The sequence below is a fragment of the uncultured Alteromonas sp. genome (genome assembly GCF_963976965.1).
Classification (GTDB): Bacteria; Pseudomonadota; Gammaproteobacteria; order Enterobacterales; family Alteromonadaceae; genus Alteromonas; species Alteromonas naphthalenivorans.
In genome coordinates, this window is sequence record NZ_CAXBMP010000011.1 from 83591 (window position 1) to 107052 (window position 23462).

At 45.6% G+C, this 23462-nt stretch carries 20 protein-coding genes; 7 read left to right on the forward strand and 13 right to left on the reverse strand.

The window, feature by feature from the left end:
• From AAC006_RS10595 to gmk, 7 genes are all read right to left on the reverse strand, one after another.
• A complete protein-coding gene (locus tag AAC006_RS10595) occupies nucleotides 1-825 on the reverse strand; it encodes a class I SAM-dependent methyltransferase (RefSeq protein ID WP_126872725.1) in 825 nt (274 codons plus the stop codon).
• A complete protein-coding gene (gene recG / locus AAC006_RS10600) occupies nucleotides 818-2890 on the reverse strand; it encodes an ATP-dependent DNA helicase RecG (RefSeq protein ID WP_339891283.1) in 2073 nt (690 codons plus the stop codon). The genes AAC006_RS10595 and recG overlap by 8 nt, the downstream gene beginning before the upstream one ends.
• 145 nt (nucleotides 2891-3035) lie before the next feature.
• Entirely contained in the window at nucleotides 3036-3767 is a 732-nt protein-coding gene (gene trmH / locus AAC006_RS10605; protein ID WP_013786065.1) for a tRNA (guanosine(18)-2'-O)-methyltransferase TrmH, read from the reverse strand.
• A gap of 3 nt (nucleotides 3768-3770) precedes the next feature.
• On the reverse strand, nucleotides 3771-4157 hold the full coding sequence (locus tag AAC006_RS10610) for a RidA family protein (protein WP_057794787.1): 387 nt from the start codon (nucleotides 4155-4157) through the stop codon (nucleotides 3771-3773).
• Between the two features lie 26 nt (nucleotides 4158-4183).
• Nucleotides 4184-6292, reverse strand: coding sequence for a bifunctional GTP diphosphokinase/guanosine-3',5'-bis pyrophosphate 3'-pyrophosphohydrolase (spoT, locus tag AAC006_RS10615; protein ID WP_339891284.1), 2109 nt, complete (start codon nucleotides 6290-6292; stop codon nucleotides 4184-4186).
• Between the two features lie 142 nt (nucleotides 6293-6434).
• Nucleotides 6435-6707 (reverse strand): DNA-directed RNA polymerase subunit omega, encoded by a 273-nt coding sequence (rpoZ, locus tag AAC006_RS10620; RefSeq protein WP_013786068.1) that lies wholly within the window; start codon nucleotides 6705-6707, stop codon nucleotides 6435-6437.
• 111 nt (nucleotides 6708-6818) lie between these two features.
• Nucleotides 6819-7460 carry a guanylate kinase gene (gene gmk, locus AAC006_RS10625; RefSeq protein WP_013786069.1) on the reverse strand — a complete coding sequence of 214 codons (642 nt, stop codon included), beginning with the start codon at nucleotides 7458-7460 and terminating at the stop codon, nucleotides 6819-6821.
• A gap of 211 nt (nucleotides 7461-7671) precedes the next feature.
• On the opposite strand from gmk, the gene AAC006_RS10630 reads away from it, so the two are divergent.
• The gene (locus tag AAC006_RS10630; RefSeq protein ID WP_339891285.1) at nucleotides 7672-8328 is read left to right on the forward strand and encodes an alpha/beta fold hydrolase; all 657 of its coding nucleotides are present in this window, start codon (nucleotides 7672-7674) and stop codon (nucleotides 8326-8328) included.
• 99 nt (nucleotides 8329-8427) lie between these two features.
• Here the strand turns inward: AAC006_RS10630 and AAC006_RS10635 are convergent, their stop codons facing one another.
• A complete protein-coding gene (locus AAC006_RS10635) occupies nucleotides 8428-9486 on the reverse strand; it encodes a GGDEF domain-containing protein (RefSeq protein ID WP_339891286.1) in 1059 nt (352 codons plus the stop codon).
• 196 nt (nucleotides 9487-9682) lie between these two features.
• Here AAC006_RS10635 and hemC point away from each other — a divergent pair, with 196 nt between their 5' ends.
• From hemC to AAC006_RS10655, 4 genes are read left to right on the forward strand one after another with little or no spacing between them, the layout of a single operon-like run.
• Nucleotides 9683-10618 carry a hydroxymethylbilane synthase gene (hemC, locus tag AAC006_RS10640; RefSeq protein WP_126872726.1) on the forward strand — a complete coding sequence of 312 codons (936 nt, stop codon included), beginning with the start codon at nucleotides 9683-9685 and terminating at the stop codon, nucleotides 10616-10618.
• A gap of 35 nt (nucleotides 10619-10653) precedes the next feature.
• The gene (locus AAC006_RS10645) at nucleotides 10654-11385 is read left to right on the forward strand and encodes a uroporphyrinogen-III synthase (RefSeq protein WP_339891287.1); all 732 of its coding nucleotides are present in this window, start codon (nucleotides 10654-10656) and stop codon (nucleotides 11383-11385) included.
• Nucleotides 11386-12594: a uroporphyrinogen-III C-methyltransferase gene (locus tag AAC006_RS10650; RefSeq protein ID WP_013786074.1), complete on the forward strand. Its 1209-nt coding sequence runs from the start codon at nucleotides 11386-11388 to the stop codon at nucleotides 12592-12594. It begins immediately after the preceding gene.
• A complete protein-coding gene (locus AAC006_RS10655; RefSeq protein ID WP_013786075.1) occupies nucleotides 12591-13763 on the forward strand; it encodes a heme biosynthesis HemY N-terminal domain-containing protein in 1173 nt (390 codons plus the stop codon). Before AAC006_RS10650 ends, AAC006_RS10655 begins: the two co-directional genes overlap by 4 nt.
• A gap of 102 nt (nucleotides 13764-13865) precedes the next feature.
• On the opposite strand, the gene hydA is transcribed toward AAC006_RS10655, so the two are convergent.
• The 5 genes from hydA to AAC006_RS10680 all read right to left on the reverse strand — a co-directional run bounded on the left by hydA (nucleotide 13866) and on the right by AAC006_RS10680 (nucleotide 21356).
• Nucleotides 13866-15317: a dihydropyrimidinase gene (gene hydA, locus AAC006_RS10660; RefSeq protein ID WP_126872676.1), complete on the reverse strand. Its 1452-nt coding sequence runs from the start codon at nucleotides 15315-15317 to the stop codon at nucleotides 13866-13868.
• Nucleotides 15318-15341: 24 nt separating this feature from the next.
• Nucleotides 15342-16817: an NCS1 family nucleobase:cation symporter-1 gene (locus AAC006_RS10665; RefSeq protein ID WP_013786077.1), complete on the reverse strand. Its 1476-nt coding sequence runs from the start codon at nucleotides 16815-16817 to the stop codon at nucleotides 15342-15344.
• The gene (locus AAC006_RS10670) at nucleotides 16814-18088 is read right to left on the reverse strand and encodes a Zn-dependent hydrolase (RefSeq protein ID WP_013786078.1); all 1275 of its coding nucleotides are present in this window, start codon (nucleotides 18086-18088) and stop codon (nucleotides 16814-16816) included. The genes AAC006_RS10665 and AAC006_RS10670 overlap by 4 nt, the downstream gene beginning before the upstream one ends.
• Nucleotides 18089-18483: 395 nt before the next feature.
• Nucleotides 18484-19983, reverse strand: a complete 1500-nt coding sequence (locus AAC006_RS10675; protein ID WP_339891290.1) for a CoA-acylating methylmalonate-semialdehyde dehydrogenase — start codon at nucleotides 19981-19983, stop codon at nucleotides 18484-18486.
• Between the two features lie 44 nt (nucleotides 19984-20027).
• A complete protein-coding gene (locus AAC006_RS10680; RefSeq protein WP_339891291.1) occupies nucleotides 20028-21356 on the reverse strand; it encodes an aspartate aminotransferase family protein in 1329 nt (442 codons plus the stop codon).
• A 102-nt stretch (nucleotides 21357-21458) separates the two neighbouring features.
• Between AAC006_RS10680 and AAC006_RS10685 the strand changes: the two genes are divergently transcribed.
• Nucleotides 21459-22388 carry a LysR family transcriptional regulator gene (locus AAC006_RS10685; protein ID WP_126872677.1) on the forward strand — a complete coding sequence of 310 codons (930 nt, stop codon included), beginning with the start codon at nucleotides 21459-21461 and terminating at the stop codon, nucleotides 22386-22388.
• Between the two features lie 134 nt (nucleotides 22389-22522).
• Nucleotides 22523-23152, forward strand: coding sequence for a TetR family transcriptional regulator C-terminal domain-containing protein (locus AAC006_RS10690; RefSeq protein ID WP_126872678.1), 630 nt, complete (start codon nucleotides 22523-22525; stop codon nucleotides 23150-23152).
• Nucleotides 23153-23462: the final 310 nt, after the last annotated feature.

Sequence of the window (23462 nt, forward strand, 5' to 3'; positions counted from 1 at the left end):
CTAGGATTTTTGACGTAAATACACATCGAATCTATGTTTTTTACTTTCTATTGCCATTGATGGATTATTTCCCGCTAACACTTCTGCACTATTAGGGCGTTTTACCACTACTCTAGACGACGCTAATGCCAACGCAGGCGCGAGTAACGCGTCGGCGTCGGGGTCGTGTCCAAGCAATTGTTGAAACAATCGCATTTCCTTCTTCACCAAGGCTGATTTCTTTTTGTGCGGAAACATAGGGTCTAAGTAAATCGCATCTACGTTTTCACCATTCCAGTATTGCATTACATCGCCACTATTTCCATGTTGTAGTGCTAATCGATCTGCAAGCTCTGGGTAGGCAGTTTTTAAACGTCGAATACCATCTTCAAGCAACGCCGCTACAATTGGCGAACGCTCAATCATAGTGACCTTGCAGCCTACGCTTATCAACACAAAAGCATCTCTTCCTAAACCCGGCGTAGCGTCTACTACATGCCATGGCCCTGTACTTTTAAGATCAGTATTTTTAAAATCAGCACTTTTGAGCGTATTGCCTTTAAACCCGATGGCTTTCACGATAGGTTCTTTTCTGCCACCGCCATGGGCTTTGCGATATAAACTGGCAGGAGAAGCAAAATCTACCACAACAGGCAGGGTTTTCTTTTCATTTGCATCTGCAAGCCCAAGTACATTGTCGTTAACCTGCAAGTAAAAACCCTCAACAGGTTTTTCATCAATAGGAAAACCCCAGTTTCCACTGATAGTTAGGGCGAGGGCTTTGTCGCTTTCAAAATTCGCATCAATTTCGGTGCTAGCAATCACTAGAGGCAGAGTACTAAGCATGGCCATATTGCTCCTTATGCCCTATCCAGCGGTTGATAATGGCTTGTGCATGGGAAGGATATTGCTCCCATAAGGTATAGGCAATTTCTTGTACTTTGGGAATAAGCGCGGCGTCTCGCACTAAATCAGCAATTTTAAGCTCTGTCATGCCGGTTTGACGAGTACCCATAAACTCCCCTGGGCCACGAATTTCCAAGTCTCGCTGCGCAATATAAAACCCATCATTAGACTCACGCAGTACGCTTAATCGCTGAGTTGCCGTTTTAGATAAGGGGCTTTGGTACATGAGTACACATTGGCTTTCTACTGCGCCACGCCCTACTCGCCCGCGAAGTTGGTGTAGCTGAGCTAAACCTAATCGTTCGGGGTTTTCAATAATCATAATACTGGCATTGGGTACATCTACCCCAACCTCAATAACGGTTGTAGCCACCAGTAAATCGAGCTCACCGGCTTTAAAATCAGCCATTACTTGTAGTTTTTCAGCTGGCTTTAGGCGCCCGTGCACTAAACCTACGTTAAGTTCAGGTAGTGCTGTGCGAAGGATAACCGCAGCATCTTCAGCGGCTTGGCATTCCAACACTTCCGATTCATCAATAAGGGTACAAACCCAATAGGCTTGCCTACCGTTTTCTTTGCAGGCTGTGCGAACACGCTCAATAACATCCCCTCGCCTGCTATCCGGCAATACCACTGTGGTCACAGGGGTTCTTCCCGGAGGTAATTCATCGATTACTGAGGTATCTAGGTCGGCATAGGCAGTCATGGCCAGCGTTCGAGGTATAGGGGTGGCCGTCATAATTAACTGGTGCGGGTATCGCCCCTGCTGTTCGCCTTTATCTCGAAGCGCAAGGCGTTGATGTACACCAAATCTGTGCTGCTCATCCACAATCACTAACGCGAGTTGTTGGTAGTTTACGCTTTCTTGAAAAATCGCGTGGGTGCCCACCAACATTTGTACATCGCCACTTTCAAGCCGCGCTAACACTTCGGTGCGGGCTTTTCCTTTAAGCTTACCGGCTAGCCACCCTATTTCTATCCCCAACGGTGCGAACCATTCTCTAAAATTATTCGCATGTTGTTCGGCAAGTAATTCGGTGGGTGCCATAAGCGCAACCTGATGCCCAGCCCCAATAGCAGATAGCGCTGCAAGGGCGGCCACTAAGGTTTTCCCTGAGCCTACATCACCCTGTACTAAGCGCATCATGGGCCTGGGGTGTTGCATATCTTGCTGAATATCGGCTACTACCCGCTGCTGTGCCCCTGTGGGAGAAAACGGTAATTGGGCCAACATTTTTTCAATAAGAGGCTTGTCGACCTTAATGCTAATGCCTGGCTGCGCATCTGAAAGCTTACGTACTTTTAATACACTTAAATGGTGTGACAAAAGCTCTTCTAAAATTAATCGATACTGAGCAGGATGAAGCCCTTCTTCCATTTCATGCACATCGGTATCGGGGGCTGGCCGATGTACCGCATGCAATGCTTCGTTTAGGCTTATCTGGTCGCTGTACATACCTTCAGGCAGTAAGTCGGCCAGTGCGCCTTTATCTAACATTTTAAGCGCTTGGTCGGTTAAGTTTCGCAGGGTGAGTTGCTTTACCCCTTCGGTAGTGGGGTAAACAGGTGTTAAGGATTCTGCTTCTAGCGGTGCATCTTCATCAATTAATTTGAATTCGGGATGCATCATTTCAATGCCCCACTTGCCAGTGCGAACCTCACCAAAACATCGTATTAGATTGCCCGGTGTCATCATCGTGCGCTGCACTGCGCCAAAGTGAAAAAAGCGTAAAGTAATAGTGCCTGTACCATCGCTTAGCTTCACCACTAACATGCGTTTTTTGCCGTATTGGATGTCGGCGCTTTTCACTTCGCCCTGCACACTAACATGAGTAAACGGACGGCACTCTGCCACACTGTAAACCCGTGTTCTGTCTTCATAACGCAGCGGCAAGTGAAACAGCACGTCTTGTAAGGTAAATAAGCCAATTTTAGCCAGCTTTTCGGCCACTTTAGCGCCTACCCCTTTTAGGGCGGTGATGGGCGTGGTGGCAAGAGTTTGCATTTGACCGACATTCCTTAAAACAAGCGTATGATTTCATTAGGGTAATGAAAGCAATCATTTATTAGAAACGAAGTGTAATAGATTGCGAGAAGCTTGGCGAGTACGGTTTAAGGCCAGTATGACAGGTACTATAAGTATGAGCAGGCTAGGCGCGCGTAGACACTGCCTCGTCATTGTCAGATAGGGCGTGTAACGCTTCAGGCGTTAGCTGCATTTGCTTCCACCAACTTGCTGGTGCATCAATGCGGCCAATGTCGTCAATCGCAGGATATGGAACCCCTTTCGTCTTACTTAGAGCGCACAGTCTGGGGTAACCTCTTTCGAACAAGAGTTTTTGGCATTCTTCTTCGGGTAAGTGTTCAACATCGTACATGCCGGCTAGTTCCCGCTGACGCTGTGCTTCATAAAGCACTAACGCTGCCGCAACCGACACATTCAACGACTGCACCATGCCCGCCATAGGAATGATGATATCTTGATCGGCCATAGCAATGGCTTCATCGGTAGCGCCGTAGCGTTCTTGACCAAAAATAATCGCGGTAGGTTTGGTGTAATCCACCTCACGAAAGCCCACGGCAGTATCAGACAAATGAGTGACTAACACTTGCATACCCTGCTGCTTCAGTGCGCCTATAGCGTTTCCTAAACTGTCGTGATTAGTTTGGCGAACCCATTGCTGGCTGCCCATGGCGGTGTCGCCACGAAACTGATATTTCTCTTCCCACACGGTATGCACGCGGTGAATGCCAATGGCATCACAAGTACGGACTACCGCCGATACATTGTGGGGTTTGTGTACATTTTCGAGGCAAACCGTAAGGTCAGTTTGCCTTTTTGCCAACGCACTACGAATGCGAAGGTAGCGCTCTGGCGACATGGCTTACTCCGGCAATTCCATCACGCCGTCGATTTCAATTTGTGCGCCTTTAGGCAATGCAGAAACTTGTACTGCAGCACGAGCCGGGTATGGCTTGTTGAAGTAACGGCTCATAATTTCATTAACCGTAGCAAAGTGACCTAAATCGATAAGAAAGATGTTCACTTTTACCAAGTCGTTGGTGGTGCCACCAGCGGCATCACACACGGCTTTTAAGTTTTCAAAAACCTGTACCGCTTGTTCAGCGAAGTCTTCTGACACCATTTCCATGGTTTCTGCAACCAAAGGAATTTGGCCTGAAAGATAGACCGTAGTGCCAGCCTTAACTGCTTGACTGTAAGTACCAATAGCGGCAGGTGCCTTATCGGTCTGAATAATAGACTTAGACATAATGGATCCTAAAAATTTTTAAAAAGTTAGTGTCTGGACTGACTATGACGTGACACTTTCTGAACCTCTGGCATGGTGCGGATTTTTTTCATCACTCTTGCCAAATGTACGCGATTTTGCGTGGTAATTTCGATGTCGATAAAGTAGATATTACTCTCTTTTTCTTCTGTTTGCAGTCCAATAATATTGGAATCGCAACCAGAAATTGTGTTCGTTAGGGTAGCAAGGGTACCCTGATGATTAAACAACTCAATCCGAAGCGAGGCTTTAAATTCACCTTGAGGCTCTTCATCCCAACGCATAGGTAATACACGCTGAGGCTCTTCTCTTGATAGCTTACGAATATTGTTACAACCAATCTGGTGAATCGTCATACCACGGCCAGGGCTTAATACCGCCACAATTTCATCGTCAGGAATAGGGTGACAACAACGGGCATAATGCACCAATAGGCCTTCGGTACCACGAATAGCTACGTTACCTTTCTTCTCTGGTAAGTCTGTGTTTTCACCTAGCAATCTGCGGGCAACAATAGCGCTTAGCTCGTTACCCAAGCCTATATCGATAAGTAAAGAATCAAAGTCGTCGTGCTTAGTTTCAGCCACTACCCGTTCAATATCGGCCTCTGGAATATCGTCCAGCTTCACTTCACCTAATGCATGGCGCAGTAAGCGGTTACCCATGTTCACAGCTTCTTGCGAATGCTGTTTACGCAAATATTGGCGAATGCGGGTGCGTGCGCGAGCACTTACTACGAAGTTCAGCCAATTAGCATTGGGCTTAGCTTTAGGTGAGGTAATAATCTCTACGGTTTGGCCATTTTGTAGTGGCTTACTTAAGCTGTAGTTTCTACGCTCTACTCGAACACCAACGCAGGTGTTACCAATATCTGAATGCACCGCGTAGGCGAAATCTACGGCTGTAGCGCCCATAGGCAGTTCAATAATGCGGCCATCTGGAGTAAATACGTAAATTTCTTCTGGGAATAAATCTGTTTTAACCGATTCAATAAATTCGAAGGATGAACTGGCAGACTGTTGAAGCTCAAGTAACGATTGCATCCACTTACGCGCTCTTAATTGCGCAGTAGTGCCGTTGTCGCCAGGCTCTTTATAAAGCCAGTGCGCAGCAACCCCTTTATCTGCCATCTGATCCATTTCTTGGGTACGAATTTGAATTTCTACCGGAATACCATGGGGGCCAATAAGCGAGGTGTGCAATGATTGATAGCCATTGGTACGTGGAATGGCAATATAATCTTTAAAACGGTTTTCAATCGGCTTATACAAGCTATGCATAGCCCCTAACGAGCGGTAACAATTATCTACCGAGTCGACCACAATACGAAACGCATAAATGTCCATCACTTCGTTGAACATTAGCTCTTTGTTACGCATTTTACGGTAAATAGAGTACAGGTGCTTTTCGCGGCCAAGTACGTCCGACTCAATTTTATAAGCCGCTAAACGAGTGCTGAGTTCTTCACGAATATTTTCGATAATTTCTTTACGATTACCACGGGCTTGGCGAACCGCCGATTTAAGCGCGCGGTGACGCATGGGATACATGGCAAGAAAACCTAGGTCTTCTAGCTCATTTTTAATATCGTGAATACCTAAACGATGGGCAATAGGTGCATAAATTTCAAGGGTTTCAAGAGCAATGCGACGGCGTTTGTCAGGGCGAAGCGAACCGAGTGTACGCATATTGTGGGTACGGTCAGCTAGCTTAATCAGAATAACCCGGATGTCTTGCACCATGGCCATCATCATTTTACGGAAGTTTTCAGCCTGTGCTTCTTGCTTACTGCTAAAAGCAATTTTATCTAGCTTACTTACCCCTTCCACCAGCTCAGCAACGGTTTCACCGAAAGCTTCAGCAAGATCTTCTTGGCTGTAAGGGGTGTCTTCAATCACGTCGTGTAGCAAAGCTGCCATGAGAGTTTCATGGTCTAAATGCATGTCGGCAAGAATACTGGCAACAGCAACAGGGTGCGTAATATAAGGGTCGCCACTTGAGCGCATTTGGCCATCGTGAGCTTCTTGAGCCAACACAAATGCCTCTTGTACCAGCTGAACTCGGTCAGAGGGTAAGTACTTTATTACTTTCTGTTTTAAGCCTTCAAACAAATACACGGACTAGTGCGACTCCTGATTAACGTTACAACCTTTAGAATACGTAGAATTGAGCCTTTAGCCAATACCCAAAAAGCAAAGCGCCAGTGCTTTTTTCAAAGCACTGGCGCTTAAACATACAATAGTTACCTATACGACGTAACTATTGATCAGAAAGAATGTTAGCAACTGATGAAAATTCAGCGTGTTCTTGTTGTTCTTGATCACGCAAATCGTCTTGTTCAAGTGTGCTAGCAGTTACCAAACCTTGTTCGATTTCACGAAGTGCAGTTACGGTAGGCTTATCGTTTTGCACATCAACCATTGGAGTTTTACCTTCGGTGGCAATTTGGCGTGCACGACGAGCCGCTACTAAAACTAAATCAAAGCGGTTACCAATTTTATCTACGGCATCTTCAACTGTTACGCGGGCCATGTATTTCTCCGAAAATTAGGTTGATCAAGTAATTCAAAAAACGGCCGCGCAGTATACACTCTTGTACTGCGCGATCCTAGCGGTTTGTGCGAATTTAAATCAATATAAATATTAAGCAGATCCGAGCAATTCGTCCAATAAAGGCTGATAACGCATTTGTTGTTTCATTGTTCGTAAACGCTGTGAAATCACAATCGCTTCTAAATCGTTAAGCGCGGTCGCAAAATCATCATTAACAATAACGTGGCTGAACTCACTAAAATGGGACATTTCTGCCACGGCCTCTTTCATTCTACCGGCAATCACTTCATCGCTATCTTGACCACGATTGGTTAAACGTTGCTCTAGCACCTCGATTGAAGGAGGCAAAATGAAAATACCGCATGTATCAGGCATCAGTTTCTGCACCTGGCGTGCGCCTTGCCAATCAATATCTAGAAATACATCTATACCACGGTGCAAGGTTTGTTCAATGGTTACCCGTGATGTGCCGTAGTAATTACCGAACACTTCAGCCCATTCAAAGAAAACGCCTTGTTCAATTAGCGCTTCAAATTGTTCACGGCTGACGAAGTGATAATGCTGCCCATCCACTTCCCCCGGACGAGGTTTACGGGTAGTGTGGGACACTGACACTTCCATTGCATTATCGCTATTAGACGCGTACTTTTCCATTAACGCCTTTATAAGGCTGGATTTTCCTGCGCCGGAAGGCGCTGCAAGTATAAATAAGTTTCCGAGTAAAGATGCCATGAAAGTATTAAATATATCTTAAAATATGGTGATTTCGTGGAGCAATGATAGCATATTGAACCGTTAAGCCGTAGTAGCAATCGTTTCGAACACATACTCACATTGCCTACGCGTGTACCTTTAACAAAGCAATGCATTTACCGTTAGCTTAAATTCGGCGCTGTTTTAGGGAAAGACAAAAAGTACGACACATAAACATGGAGCAACAACTTTGCCTTACGTTGAACACAACCCCAGCTCTACGCCAAATGCCTGTGTGATTTGGCTTCATGGTTTAGGCGACTCGGGTCATGGCTTTGCGCCTATCGTCCCTGAGTTAAAGCTACCCGATAGTATGTCGGTAAAATTTATTTTTCCTCATGCTCCAGAGCGCCCCGTTACCATTAATGGTGGTATGCGGATGCGTGCTTGGTATGACATAAAGTCACTCGATTTTAATAGCCGTGCAGACTTAAGTGGTGTGCTTGAGTCCGCCGCTCATGTAGAAACACTTATCCAAGAGCAAGTCGACAAAGGCATTCCTACCGATAGGATTGTATTAGCAGGCTTCTCACAAGGGGGGGTTATTGCACTTCACCTTGCGCCTCGCTTTAAGCATAAGTTGGCTGGTGTTATGGCACTTTCCACTTATATGTGTGAACCAAGTTTGTTGGCACAAGAAGCTACCGACGTAAATCGAGACATTCCCATCATGATGGCTCATGGCGAACAAGATGAAGTGGTGCCTATTTTTATGGGTAACGCGGCTTATAAAACGTTAACTGAGAATGGTTTTAATGCCACTTGGCAAACCTATACCATGCAGCACAACGTCTGTATGCAAGAAATAAGTGATATTTCAGTGTGGCTTCAAAAGGTACTAGCTTAGGCTTTTTGGGTTAGGTTCTTTTACTAAGCGCCTTAGGCTATATCGTCTCGCTAATACAGCGCTACTAAATAGCACTTTTATTCGCTCAGTGAGTTAGCACTACATAACACGGTTTCTGCCAGCACCTTTCGCTTCGTAAAGGTGCTCGTCGGCCAGTTTAATCGCAGCATTGATGTTGATGTCAGTGAGTGCTGTCGCCACCCCAAAACTGGCTGTGATCGGATGGTGAATATTGCCTTCTATGAAAGGTGACTTTTCAATCTCCACACGAATTTTTTCAGCCAACTTCACTGCCACACTCAAGCTTGTTTTGGGGTAAAGAATTAAAAATTCCTCCCCCCCTGTACGTGATACAACATCGGTGGATCTAATCGCTTTTTTCATTAGTGTAGCAAGCTTAATTAGTACCCTGTCTCCTACATCATGACCGTAGTTATCGTTTATTTTTTTAAAATAATCGATATCCACCACCACAACACTTAAAGGAAAGTAATCCGCTGGGTTTTTAATTGCGCGTTCAAAATAAACCGATTCCAGAAAACGCCGGTTTGGTACTTTCGTTAACGGGTCAGAGTTAGCTTGGCGAAGCTTCTCTAAATTATCGGTCATCATCTCTTTTCTGCTTTTGTGCCAAAAGTATTCAGAAATAAACGCAACCACAATGAAACAGCCAAGCGCTATTAAGAAGCGAGAGACATCCTCACCACGATAGTTCGCGGGAATGGATTCTTGGTTGTAAACGATAAAGGCTAATACGACTACTGTACCCGTGACGTAAAAAATAGCAGCTCTAAAACGCACAATAATAATTTGAATCAAAATGATCGGGTACACGAAGTGCAGCCCAGTGTTATTGTAGCCGCCGGTAATGGTGAGCACAGCCACCATTACCGCAACGACAAACCCCGCTATATAGTAAAAAATATTACTGTTTTTAAAAATATGCGACAACGCGGCATTAACAAAAACTGAAAACGAAAAAAAACCTAACCAAAACGCAAGATAGTGATCACCCCGCGCTAAATTTTGAACCGCAAGCGCGGCCATAATAAAACCGCCAATATACGAAATAAAATACAGCGTTAATCGGCGTCGTTTCGCTTCGGCATTATTTAAGTGTGTATTTTCGAGAAATTCACGTAATGAAGCACTGTCCATATAACAGAGGGCTTATCGTTATATTATGATTGCATTAGTCATAGTCACTCTACGTACAATTTCGCAACTGTAAACCTGTGCGCAAGTTAAAGATTTAAGTACAATGTATTTATAGTCGAACAAAAGCCTCAAGCAAAAGCCGTCAGGTTGCTTTAGGTTCTATGCCTTAATCAAGGCCCTAGACAGGATATTAATGATGCAAGCAGCCCCCAAGAGAACAATTCGTATCGCCACTCGCAAAAGCGCGCTGGCGCTGTGGCAAGCAGAATACGTGAAAGCGAAACTGTTAGAGCATCACGATGGGATAGCGGTTGAGTTGGTGCCTATGAGCACTCAGGGCGATAGAATACTTGATACGCCGCTGGCGAAAATTGGTGGTAAAGGCTTGTTTATAAAAGAGCTTGAAGTCGCCATGTTAGAAGGCAGAGCCGATATTGCCGTGCATTCAATGAAAGATGTACCGGTTGAATTCCCAGAAGGCTTTGGCCTTCACGCTATTTGCGAACGCGAAAACCCATTTGATGCCTTTGTTTCAAATCACTTCGATAATTTAGACGCGTTACCAGAAGGTGCTGTGGTGGGTACCTCGAGCCTTCGCCGCCAATGCCAAATTCGTAAGCATCGCCCAGATCTGAAAATTAAAGACTTACGCGGCAATGTGAATACCCGCCTCGCCAAACTAGATGCGGGCGAATACGATGCCATCATTCTTGCCTCGGCGGGCCTCATACGTTTGGGCATGGAAGAGCGCATTAAAACGGGCTTACCGGCTTCGGTATCACTTCCTGCCGTTGGGCAAGGTGCTGTAGGTATTGAGTGTCGCAATGACGATGCCGAGCTTATTGCGTTACTTCAAGCGCTGAACCATGGTGAAACTCAAACCCGAGTGAGCGCAGAGCGTGCTATGAATGAACGCTTAGAAGGCGGTTGCCAAGTACCTATTGGTAGTTTTGCTACCCTTGACGGAGACAGCATAACCTTAACCGGCATGGTGGGACAGCCAGATGGCTCAACCTTATTGTTCGCTTCTGCTACAGGCCCTACAAAAAATGCGAAGAGTATTGGCGTAGAAGTCGCCGAGGCATTGCTTGAACAAGGTGCAGGGGAAATTCTTAGCGCATTGTATGACTAATGTATGTTAACGCTAACATATGCGGTTGCTGACTTATGCTATTAATTACCCGCCCGCTTCCTAAGTTACAGGCAAGTGCAGATGCTTTCGAACAGGCGGGTATTGATGCAATAGGCGTTGCTACATCAGATATTCAAAGCATCCCTAGTAAGGCAGGCAAGCTACAACAGTTTTTGTTGGGCTCCCCCAGCATTAATATTATTATTGTTACTAGCATTTATGCCGTGCCAGCAGCACTTCACGCACTTAATCAAGCCTCTTTTTTATCTGCGTCCCCTACGTTAATAGCGGTTGGCGATGCCACGGCTAACGCCTTACACAGCGCTAATTTACCTTTAAAAATCGTCACCCCTTCGCTACATACGTCCGAAGGTATACTGGTCATGCAGCAACTTAATGAGGCAAACTGTACACAAGTCGTTATTATTAAGGGCGAAGGTGGTAGAGATACGCTTTCTCACGTTTTGGGCGAGAGAGGCATATCGGTTACCGAGTTTTGTGTTTATAAAAGAGAACCACTTACAAACCCAATTTACACAAAGCGCTGGAAAATTGGCGATGTTAGCGGCATTATCGCTACAAGCGAGAATTTAGCAAAGCAACTTATTTCTACTCAGAGTAAACAAATATTAGCGTTGCCCTGGTTAACGGTAAGTGAACGAGTTGCAACGAGTTTACGTAATCTTGGGATAGCACGCGTTTCGGTGTGCAACCGCGCCACCGATCAGGCATTAATTGCCTGGGTAAAGGAAAATTGGGAGTATTAAATGTCTGACAAGAATGAGAAGGACCCTCAAAACGGGGAATTGGTAAGCGTGGAATCATCATCAAGTACGACATCAGAAGCGACGTCAGCGAACACGGCTTCCGCTAGCGATACCGTATCACCTAAAGCTTCATCTAAAAGCACACCACAAAAAACGAAAAAATCGTCGGGAACCAAGCTTCTATGGTTTGTGGTTATTATTATTTTCCTTTTAGTTCTAGGCATTATTGGTGCTGGTTACTGGTACTACACCCAACAACAAGGCAGCAGCGATTCCCTTGCCAAAGCCCAACAGGCAAATACAGCGCAAGTCAACGACATGCTTGCCGATCGTAAGCAGACAGCAGACGCATTGCGTACGCTAAATAGGCAAAACGATGAATTGAAAGAGACGCTTAATGCACTGCAACAACAAAACAGTGCGTTAGTGCAACAAGCAGAAGCAACCCAGCAACAACTAAATAGCATGGAAGGTCAGCGCCCTGCCGATTGGCTTATTGCCGAGGCTGATTATTTGGTTCGCATGGCAGGTAGAAAATTGTGGTTGGAAAACGATGTTCGCACAGCAACCTTGTTATTAGTGAACGCAGACAAGCGATTGAAATCACTAGCCGACCCTTCGGTGTTGCCGGTTCGCGCTAAACTTGCCGAAGACATTCAAACCCTTCAGCAAATGAACCCTGTATCACAAAGTTCAGTGGCGCTTGCCCTCACCGGCATGCTGGCGCAAATCGATAAGTTACCGTTAGATACTTTTGAAAAACCAGTAGACGCAAATGCTGATAGCAACGAACTGTCTGAATCGGCGGACGACTGGAAAGAGAACCTTGCGAAAGTATGGCACTCCATTGTCGATGGTTTCTTAACCGTGAAAAGCTTAGAGGGTCCGGTTGAACCTGTGATGTCGCTGCAAGCTCAATTTTTAGTGAAAGAGCAGCTTCGCTTACAATTAATGCACGCTCAGTCTGCTGCACTTAAAGCGGACTCAGGTCTATATGAGCAATCTTTGCTTTACGCTAAAACCATGCTTGAAGAGCATTACGATGTAGAAAAGAGCCAAGTTACTGGTTTTATCTCAGCACTTGATAACCTTGTTGATACCGACATTTCACAACCAATCCCTAGTCAGTTGGCATCACAAAAGCCGCTTGAGCAATTATTAGAATCTCGTGTAAAACAAGCATTCAGTCAGGGAGCTAGCGCATTATGAAATGGTTAGTCATTGCCCTTGCGGTGCTGGCCGCATTTATTGTTGCGCTTATTGTTGGCCCCATGATTTTGGGCGACAAAGGCTACGTGCTGATTTCATTAGGTAATACCGCGATAGAAACCAGCCTAATTGGTTTTTGCATTATCATTATTTGCGCCATTATCAGCTGGTATATTATCTCTAAGTTGGTGTTATGGACATTAAGCTTGGTAACGGGATCTCACCGTTGGTTTGGTGCATTAGGTGAGCGTAAACGCAAGCGTGCCTTTTACCATGGTTTACAGTCATTAGCAGCTGGCGACCTAAAAAGTGCTCACAAGGCACTTAGCCAAACCACAAATGGTGATTTTGAAGGGGTAAACTACTTGGCTGCCGCACAAGTAGCACAAAGCCAAAACGACCCACAAAAAGCCCGTTACTTCTTACTGCAAGCAGCAGAGTATGACAGTGCCAAAGTGGCTGCCACTATTGTGATGGCGCGCATTGATGTTTCTGAAGGTAAGTATACCGACGCACTTGAAAAGCTAGATAGCTTAGATGAAGAAGAAGCCAACAACCCACAAGTGATACAGCTGAAAGCGTCGATAATGGCAGAGCAAGGCCAATGGCAAACCTTGCAAGAAAAGCTAAGCGGTTGGCGCAAGGCGTTACCAAAAGAAGATTATACCGCATGGTCACAGAGAATTGCCAAGGGCAAGCTAGCTGAAATTGCCAGCAAAAACGGCGCTGCTGAGCTTAAAACCCACTGGGAAGGATTACCTCGTAAAATTAAGCAAGACGATGCTTATCGCGCGGCTTATATTCAACAATTGCTTGAACAAGGCATGCATGCCGAAGCACAAACGCTGCTAGTAGAGTGGCAAAAACGTGGCCCGCACCCTGCTCTATTTCCCTATTTCACCCAGTTGAACATTCCGAATGCTGCCCCTTCATTGCGGTTGCTGGAAAGCTGGATTAAACAAGACAGCGAAAATGTTGAGTTATATTCAACGTTGGGAAGAGTCGCGTTTAACGCTGGTGACGACATTCTAGCGGAGAAAGTGTTATTAAAAGCCGTGAAGATGGAATCGAACAAAGATGACCTGTTATTGCTGTCAGCCATTAGTGAACGTAGACACGATAGCACCACGGCGTTGCAATATTATAAGGAAGGTCAACAGCTGGTGTAGCTTTACGCTGTAAGCTTTTAATTTAAAAGAAGATAAAAGAAAGGCCAGTCATTTCAAATCGACTGGCCTTTTTCTTTTTTATTGTACGCTATACGCTGAGTTTTACGCTGATGTGCGGTCTACCGCTTTAGGTTCGGCTAAGGCTTTACGCCGTTGCAGCGATTGATAAAACGGTGCGTAAGTGGGGCGCATCACGTATTTACCATCGCCCGCCTTTGCTAATAACTCGCCATTTTGCCACGCGATATTACCGTTACAAATGGTCATAACGGGCACACCTGTAATTTCCATACCTTCGAAAATATTGGTTTCAATATTCGACATATGGGTGTCGGCAGAAATCACTTTTGTGCCTTTCGGATCCCATATCACTAAATCAGCATCCGAGCCTTCCCGTACCGCGCCTTTGGCAGGATACATATTGAAGATTTTGGCAGCATTGGTAGACGTCACTGCCACAAACTCGTTAGGGGTAATTTTGCCGCCGTTAACGCCTTTTTCCCATAATACCGCCAAGCGTTCTTCTACCCCGGCAGTGCCGTTTGGAATTTGAGTGAAGTTGTCTTTACCCATGGCTTTTTGTTCATTACAAAAAGCGCAGTGGTCGGTAGCGGTGGTTTGCAACGTGCCCGATTGTAGGGCTTTCCATAGTACGTCTTGATGCTTTTTAGGCCTAAACGGTGGGCTCATAACGTGGGCCGCTGCGCGCTCCCAACTGACATCTTGATACACGCTATCATCTACCGTTAAATGCCCAGCCAGCACTTCACCATAAACGTGGTGCCCGCGCTGCTGTGCATAACGAATAGCATCAACCGACTCTTCCACCGAGCAATGCACTAAATACAAAGGTGCACCTAGGGTTTCAGCAATACTAATGGCACGGTAAGCCGCTTCACCTTCAACCATAGGCGGGCGAGATAATGGATGCGCTTCAGGCCCTGTTATGCCTTTTTCCATTAATTGCTGTTGTAAGTGATACACCAATTCACCGTTTTCAGCATGCACGGTTGCAATAGCGCCCAATTCCATACAACGGGTAAAGCTAGACACCAGAATATCATCGGTGGCCATGATGGCATTTTTATAAGCCATGAAGTGCTTAAAGCTATTAATGCCGTATTCGGTAGCCAGGGTTTCCATGTCTTTATGAACGCTGTCATCCCACCAGGTTATCGCCACGTGGAAGGTATAGTTAGACATGGATTTTTCAGACCAGTCTCGCCACTGCTGATAAGCCTCCATCAAAGGCTGTCCTGGGCTGGGGATAACAAAGTCAATAATGGTCGTGGTGCCACCTGCTAGGGCGGCAGCGGTGCCAGAGGCAAAGTCATCGGCGGCTACCGTACCCATAAATGGCAGTTGCATATGTGTGTGCGGGTCGATGCCACCCGGCATGATTAGCTTTTCAGAGACATCGACTATCTCTACATCTGATTCATTTACAGCAAGATCTTCGCCTATTTTAGTAATTTTTCCGTCTTCGCAAAGTACATCGGCTTTGTAAGTCATTTCGTGGGTAACTACGGTACCACCGCGTAATAATATGGCCATTTTTGTGTCCTGTTTCGCGTAAAATTAAGAGGCTTTTGCTAGCTCACCAACGTTTGTGTTCACGGTGTTAACTAGCTTGCCCGCCGCAAAGTAATAAATGATGGCGCCAGAAATAGAACCGGTAAACCATCCATAGTTATAAAACCATGTGAATACATCTGCAGTAATGGCTAACAATGTGATGCCAACTGGAATTAAGAAAGCAACAAAACCAGCCCAATTCACTTTCGGGTAAGCGGCACTGCTGGTGTACAGTGCGGCTACATCTAGCTCTTGTTTTCTAATCAGGAAGTAATCAACAATCATTATGCCCGCAATAGGGCCCAGTAAGCTTGAATAACCCAGCAACCAATTTGAGTACAGGCTTTCTACACTAACGTCAGACTCTATAATGCCGGCCTTCTTTAATAGCTCCCAACTCATCAATAACACACCTACTAAGCCAGTTAATAAAACGCCGCGGGTATGGTTAATATATTTTGGTGCTATGTTTTGAAAATCGTTGGTGGGAGATACTACGTTAGCGGCGGTGTTAGTAGATAAGGTAGCCACAATAATAAGTAGCATGGCGATTGCCACAAAAAACGGGCTATCAATATGACCAATAAGCGTTACCGGATCGGATACGGTTTCACCAACTAAGGTCACTGACGCAGAGGTCAGTAATACCCCTAAGGCAGCAAACATAAACATGGTGAGGGGTAAGCCTATGATTTGCCCAGTTACTTGGGCTTTTTGGCTTTTAGCATAACGACTGAAATCAGGAATATTTAACGACAGTGTTGCCCAAAAACCTACCATGGCAGTGAGTCCGGCGAAGAAATAGCTGAAAAAGCCTGCATCTTCAGGGCGACTTGCGGGTGTGGCTAAAACCTCAGTAACCGATACTTTATCACTCGCCCACCAAATAAGCCCTGCACCTACAATAAGGAGCAACGGGGCAGCTAGGGTTTCTAACCATTTAATCGACTCTGACCCTTTAATTACGATAAAGACATTTAACGCACCAAAAGCAAAAAAGCCAATGACTTCCCCCATACCGCCAAGCTGGGCCCAGCCGTCTGATACCGACGATAAAAACAAATGGATGGCAAGGCCACCAAACATGGTTTGAATACCAAACCAGCCGCAGGCTACAAAACCCCGAATTAAGCAGGGAATATTCGAGCCCACCACACCAAACGATGAACGAAGTACCACCGGAAAGGGAATACCAAACTTAGTGCCAGGAAAGGCGTTTAACGTAAGAGGAATAAGTACCACTATGTTTGCTAACAAAATAGTGAATAAGGCTTCCATCACCGATAAACCGAAGTAGCTGGTAAGCACGCCGCCAAGGGTGTAAGTAGGTACGCACACCGCCATACCTACCCATAGCGCCGCTATGTTTCCCGTACCCCACGTACGCTCAGAAAGCTTAGTAGGTGCAAGGTCTTCGTTAAAATAGTCGCTCTCGGTCACCGATTTACTAAGTGTGACCTCACTGATTTCTGAACTCATACGCTTGCTCCCTCGTCTTCAGTAACAGGGGCACCAGCGGCTTCAGCAATACGCTTGCTGGCGGTTAACATGGTATGAAGCAACACATTTGCGCCATCTTCACATTGCTCAGGGCTAGAGTATTCAATTTCGTTGTGGCTAATACCATTTTCACAAGGCGTGAAAATCATGCCCGCAGGAACCAGGTCGGCCATATAACAGGCGTCGTGACCTGCGCCCGCGTAGATATCCATGTGTGAATACCCTAAGTTTTCAGTGGCGGCTTTCACATCGTCGGAAGCGTTAAATTCGACCGGCGCAAAGTACCAGAAGTTATCAACAGTAATCTCTAAATTACGCTCTTTGGCTACCGCGTCGCAGTAGGCCACGAACTCTTCATGCATGGTAGCCAACACGTCGGGGTTAGGATTACGTAAATCGGCGCTGAATTTCACGTTTCCAGGAATAGTATTACGTGAATTTGGATAAACCTGCATAAAACCTACGGTGCCCAAGCCGTTGTCATAACGGTTAGCTAGCGATTCGATTTCCGCTACAATTTTGCCTGTGGCAACCATGGCATCTTTGCGTAAGTGCATTGGCGTGGTGCCAGAATGAGACTCTTGGCCTTGTATTTCTACGTTGTACCAACGAATACCTTGGCCTAAACGTACTACACCAATACGCTTTTCTTCATCTTCTAATATTGGGCCTTGCTCAATATGGGCTTCAAAAAAGGCGCCTATGTTACGGCTACCTAACTCTTCTTCACCCAAGTAGCCTATGCGAGCTAATTCGTCGCCTAAACGTAAACCGTTCACATCGGTTTTATCTAGTTCTTGTTGTAAATCAAAACGGCCTACATATACGCCAGAACCTTGCATGGCAGGCTGAAAGCGTGAGCCTTCTTCGTTGGTCCACACACTAACTTCAATGGGGGTTGGGGTAGTAATATTATTTTCATGTAGGGTGCGAAGTACTTCAACGCCTGACAATACGCCAAATACGCCGTCGAACTTTCCGCCGGTAGGCTGGGTATCTAAGTGGCTTCCGGTAGCCACGGAAGGTAGTTCGTTATTAATACCTGGGCGTTTAGCAAAAATATTACCGAACTTATCTACTTTAATTTCACAACCGGTGGCTTCACACCATGCGCAAAACAAGTCTCTAGCTTGCTTGTCTAGATCTGTGCCGGCCAAGCGGTTACATCCGCCTTTTTCAGTGCCGCCAATCTCGCCCATTTCCATCAGGCTGTCCCATAATCTTTGACCGTTAATTCTAAGCTTATCCATTGTTTTGTCCTCGCAGGTGGAAGGTTATTCCTATTAACACTTTGCCCCAAGTTAGCTCAGCGAACGTACTATAAGAGTGCAACCTTGATAAATTTATTTACCAAACGGTAAATATAATTTCTCTCTGATTTTGTACTGATTGTTCACTCATTATTATGTATCGCTACTATTGCTGAGACGCCTAAAGCAAAGGGCGTGATTATTCTTTTGTCTAATGCGCTGTTCTTTTTTTATGCGCTTAGTTAATGCCGATAACACGATAAAAATTGACCGAATGGTAAATTCTTATATTTTGGACTTTCAACATTTATGCCAGAGGCCGTTGCACCGGTTTTTAATGGCCAACGAAGTTCGCTGATTTGCGAACTTCATCGGTTTAAACGCTAGCTTTATGATTAATTGCTTGGGAAAGAAAATTGACTGCCTTCACGCAAATTCGTTGAAGGCCAGCGTTGTGTAATGGCTTTTCTACGCGTGTAGAAACGTACGGAGTCCGGCCCGTAGGCATGTAAATCGCCAAACAATGAGCGCTTCCAACCACCAAAGCTGTGGTAAGACACAGGCACGGGTAACGGTACGTTCACACCCACCATGCCCACTTGAACCTGATCGATAAAGAAACGCGCGGCTTCACCATCACGGGTGAATATACAGGTACCATTGCCGTATTCGTGCTCGTTAATTAGCTCAAGTGCGGTTTGCATATCAGGTACACGTAGCATCACAAGTACAGGGCCAAAAATCTCTTTTTGGTAAATTTCCATGTGAGGTTTTACCTTGTCGAACAAGGTAGCTCCTAAGAAATAGCCTTCTTCAAAACCTTCTACACTAAGCTTTCTACCATCGCTGACTAAATCCGCTTCTTGGCTAACACCGGAGTCGATGAATCCACTTACAGTATCGAAATGTTGAGCACTGATTAACGGCCCCATGTCATTGCTGTTGTCGCTACCCGCCCCCACTTTTAAGGTTTCGATTTGTGCTGATAGCCTATCACGCAGGGTATCGCCCATTTCATCACCTACTGCCAGCACTACCGATAACGCCATACAGCGTTCGCCGCATGAGCCAAACGCAGCGCCCATTAGCGCATTAACAACGTTATCTACATCCGCATCTGGCATAACAATGGCGTGGTTTTTCGCGCCACCTAAGGCTTGGCAACGCTTACCGTTAGCACTGGCTTTTTGATAAATAGCTTCGGCAACAGGTGTTGAACCTACAAAACTTACCGCTTGAATCGTTGGGTCTTCAAGCAGTTGATCTACAGCAGCTTTGTCGCCGTTTACAACGTTTAGCACACCCGGCGGCAAGCCTGCTTCAGCCGCAAGCACTGCAATGTATAAAGCGCTAGATGGGTCTTTTTCAGATGGCTTTAACACAAAGGTGTTGCCACACATGATAGCGCTGGGCCACATCCATAAAGGTACCATGGCCGGAAAGTTAAATGGCGTAATACCTGTCACTACACCTAGGGGCTGGAATTCACTCCACGCGTCAATGCCTGGGCCCACGTCTTTGCTGTGCTCACCTTTCAGCAATTGAGGCATGCCACAAGCAAACTCAACGTTTTCAATACCGCGCTGCAACTCACCTTTCGCATCGTGTAGCACTTTGCCGTGCTCTTCACTAATCAGTTCACAAATTTTGTCGCTGTGCTGCTCTAGCAATACTTTTAAGCGAAACATAACCTGTGCACGCTTTGCTGGTGGCGTGGCACGCCATGCTGGATAAGCCGCTTTTGCTGAATCTATCGCCTTTTGTACTAATGCCGACGACGCCATTTCTACTTGTCCGCACACCGCGCCAGTAGAAGGGTTGTGGATATCAATCAAATTTCCATCTTGCGGCGCTACGTGTTCGCCATGAATGAAGTGTCCTACCAATGAAGTCATATCTGTATCTCTTTTTGCGTAAGTGGATATAAGACGGTAAAGGGCTACTTGCCCATTAAAGTGTCTTGCATCGCGTTAATTAAGGTGTCGATTTCCGCTTTTTCGGTGGTAAACGGAAGGCCTAGCTGAATAGTGTCGCCGCCGTAGCGCACGTAAAATCCTTTCTTCCACATGGCGTCAGCAATTTCATACGGGCGCCTTGCCGGTTCGCCTGGGTAGCTTTCAATGCTAAACCCTGCTGCAAATCCGAAGTTTCGAATATCACTCACGAATGGCATGCCTTTTAAGCTATGCACCGCCTCTTCAAAATACGGACTAAGTTCGGCAACCCGGCTAACAAGCTTTTCTTGTTCTAGAATATCAAGGGCAGCCATGGCTGCAGCGCAAGCAACAGGGTGGCCGGAGTAGGTGTAACCGTGTGGCAATTCAATGTTGTAGTCGGCACCGCCTGCGTTAATCACAGTGTCGTAGATAAATTCGCGAGCCAATACCGCGCCCATAGGAACAGCGCCATTGGTGATCTGCTTGGCCACGTTAATCATATCGGGTACTACATCAAACGCATCGGCGCCAAATAAGCTACCTGTGCGGCCAAAGCCCGTAATCACTTCATCGAAAATAAGTAAAATATCGTGCTGGTTACACAGTTCACGTAAGCGGCGTAAATAGGCTTTTGGTGGAACGATAACCCCAGCAGAACCACTCATTGGCTCAACTATTACTGCCGCAATATTCGACGCATCATGTAATGCCACTATTTCGATAAGCTCATCAGCAAGCTCTTCACCATAGTTCGGTGCGCCTTTGCAGAATTGATTGTTCGGCAACAAGGTATGTGAAAGGTGATCAGACTCCATGGCTGGCCCCCACATTTTTCGGTTTGCGCCAATGCCGCCAAAGCTAATGCCGCCCCAGCTTGCACCGTGATAGCCTTTCGCGCGACCAATAATACGGGTTTTAGTAGGCTGACCTTGCTGGCGCCAATAGGCACGAGCAATCTTGGTCGATGTATCAGCGGCTTCAGAACCTGAGTTAGTGAAAAACACTTTATTGATGTCGGCCGGCGCCATGTTAGCTAGCCTGTCGGCTAGTTCAAACGCCAAATTGTGGCCATACTGAAAGGCGGGCGCGTAATCTAGCGTTGTTAACTGTTTCGCGACTGCTTCGGCAATTTCAGGGCGGTTATGCCCTGCGCCGCATGTCCATAACCCAGATAATCCATCAAAGATTTTGCGACCATTGTCATCAATGAGGTAATTGCCTTGTGCACCGGTAATCATTTTAGGCGATGCTTTAAACTGGCGATTTGCAGTGTAAGGCATCCACAACGCATCCATTTGCGATTGTGATAGCTTGGAAGCCCACTGGGTCATAATTGTTTTCCTATGATATTTGTTCACTTGGTCTACTTTACCCAGCCTCATAAGTTCGATAAATTATAAATATTCAAATCTTACTTTCATAAACATGAAACTATGCGCGCAATTCTTGGAAATCTATCAGATACAGACATTCGCTTATTAAGAGTATTTATAGTGGTGGCGCAGGCTGGCGGCCTTTCTGCTGCCGAGCTAGAACTCAATATTGGGCGTTCTACCATTAGCCGACATTTAAAAGATTTAGAAACTCGATTGGGTATGGTGCTTTGTCATCGAGGCCGTGGGGGCTTTTCGCTTACCGAAGAAGGAAAGCGAATTTATGAATCGACTCAACGCTTACTGCTGTCTCTACAAGACTTTAGAAATGAAGTTAACGACATGCACCGGCATTTGCAGGGCAATGTGGTGGTAGCCATGTTCGATAAAACCGTGTCGAACGATGCGTGCAAGGTGAATGAAGCCATTTACACCTATCAGCAACAGGCGCCTAATGTGAATGTAGAAATTCATGTGGTGCCGGTTAATACCATTGAGCAAGGCATATTGGATGGGCGCTATCATATTGGCATTATTCCTACCCATCGTTCGTCTTCAAGCCTAAATTACTTACCCTTGTTTGGTGAGCAAATGCATCTGTACTGCGGAAGAAAACACCCCTTTTACATTGAACTTGGCGACATTCCTCGAGAAGAAATATGCGAAGCTAAGTATGCGGGGCTAAGCTTTCACAGCCCAAATATGGATAAAAGTATGTCGCTAGGGCTCAACAAAATGGCGGTAGCGAACGATCAGGAAGGTATTGCCACACTGATTTCTTCGGGCTGTTATTTAGGCTTCTTGCCTGATCATTATGCGGAATCTTTCGTAAAAAAAGGCCAGATGCGCGCTATCGAACCTAATAATTTCGCCTATCATTGTGAATTCGCGGCCATCTATCGTAAGTCACCTAAGCCCACCCGTTTGGTTGAGTTATTTTTAGAAGCCCTTGCCAAGGAACATGGGAAGGAAGAAACAATGGCTATTTAGCGTAGCGATTACACTGACTTTATGACATTCAAGGTTGTGCTTTCAATGCTTAGGTAAGCAGTAAAGAGAACGAACAATAAGAACAAGTGGCAAATTTATACAAGGCCACATGGAAGCGGTAACAGGAAATAAAAATGACAAAACCTACAAAGACGCAGGCCAATCGTGCAAAAACAGAGGCCGGAATTCTACGCGCCGCAGAAGAGGTATTTGCACAAAAAGGGTTTGCTGGCTCTTCAATGGATGCAGTGGCGCAACAAGCCGGCATCTCTAAACAGCTCATTTTGTATTACTTTCCAGGCAAAGATAAGTTGTACCAAGCCGTACTAGAAAACATGATTGATTTATGGCTTGAGAAAATGCAGTTCAACGACGACCCAGAGGCTTCACCAGCCAGCACCATTCGTCAGTACATTCAGCAGAAAATCGAGTTATCTCGTGATTATCCCAATGGGTCAAAAGTATTCGCCCATGAAATTATTAACGGTGCACCTGTACTGAAAACCTATTTGATAGAAAATTTGAAGCCTGCGTTTGAACGAGACGTAAAAATTATTGAGCGCTGGATAGCCGCTGGCCATATTCGCCCTGTCGATCCTAAGCATCTGTTTTTTACCATATGGGCTGCCACGCAAACCTATGCCGACTTCTCAACGCAAATTCAATTACTGTTAGGTAAGCCGTCTTTAGAACAAGATGACTTTAACGAGGCCACTGAATTTTTATGCAATTTCGTTTTAAGTGCCCTAGATGCACAACACTAGTGCATAAAAATTAATTTATCCTTCTTTTTCTGGCGCGCCTCATCGAAAAGGCGCGCCTTTTACTTTCTACTCCCCCTACTTTAGCATCAGCAATAAACCAAATTAAGCCATTGTTATATATAAGATTTAGCAAAATTAAGCCAAGCATTAAAACCTACCCAACTCCCTACTAGCGCACCCAACTTGCTCTATTTTGAGACACACTTCGCACCAAAAAAACCTGCAAATATTTTCTTTACCATTTGGTAAAAACCATGATAAAGATTAAAAAAGCAACAGCCTAAATTGAATATTTAGTGCATTAACCTTA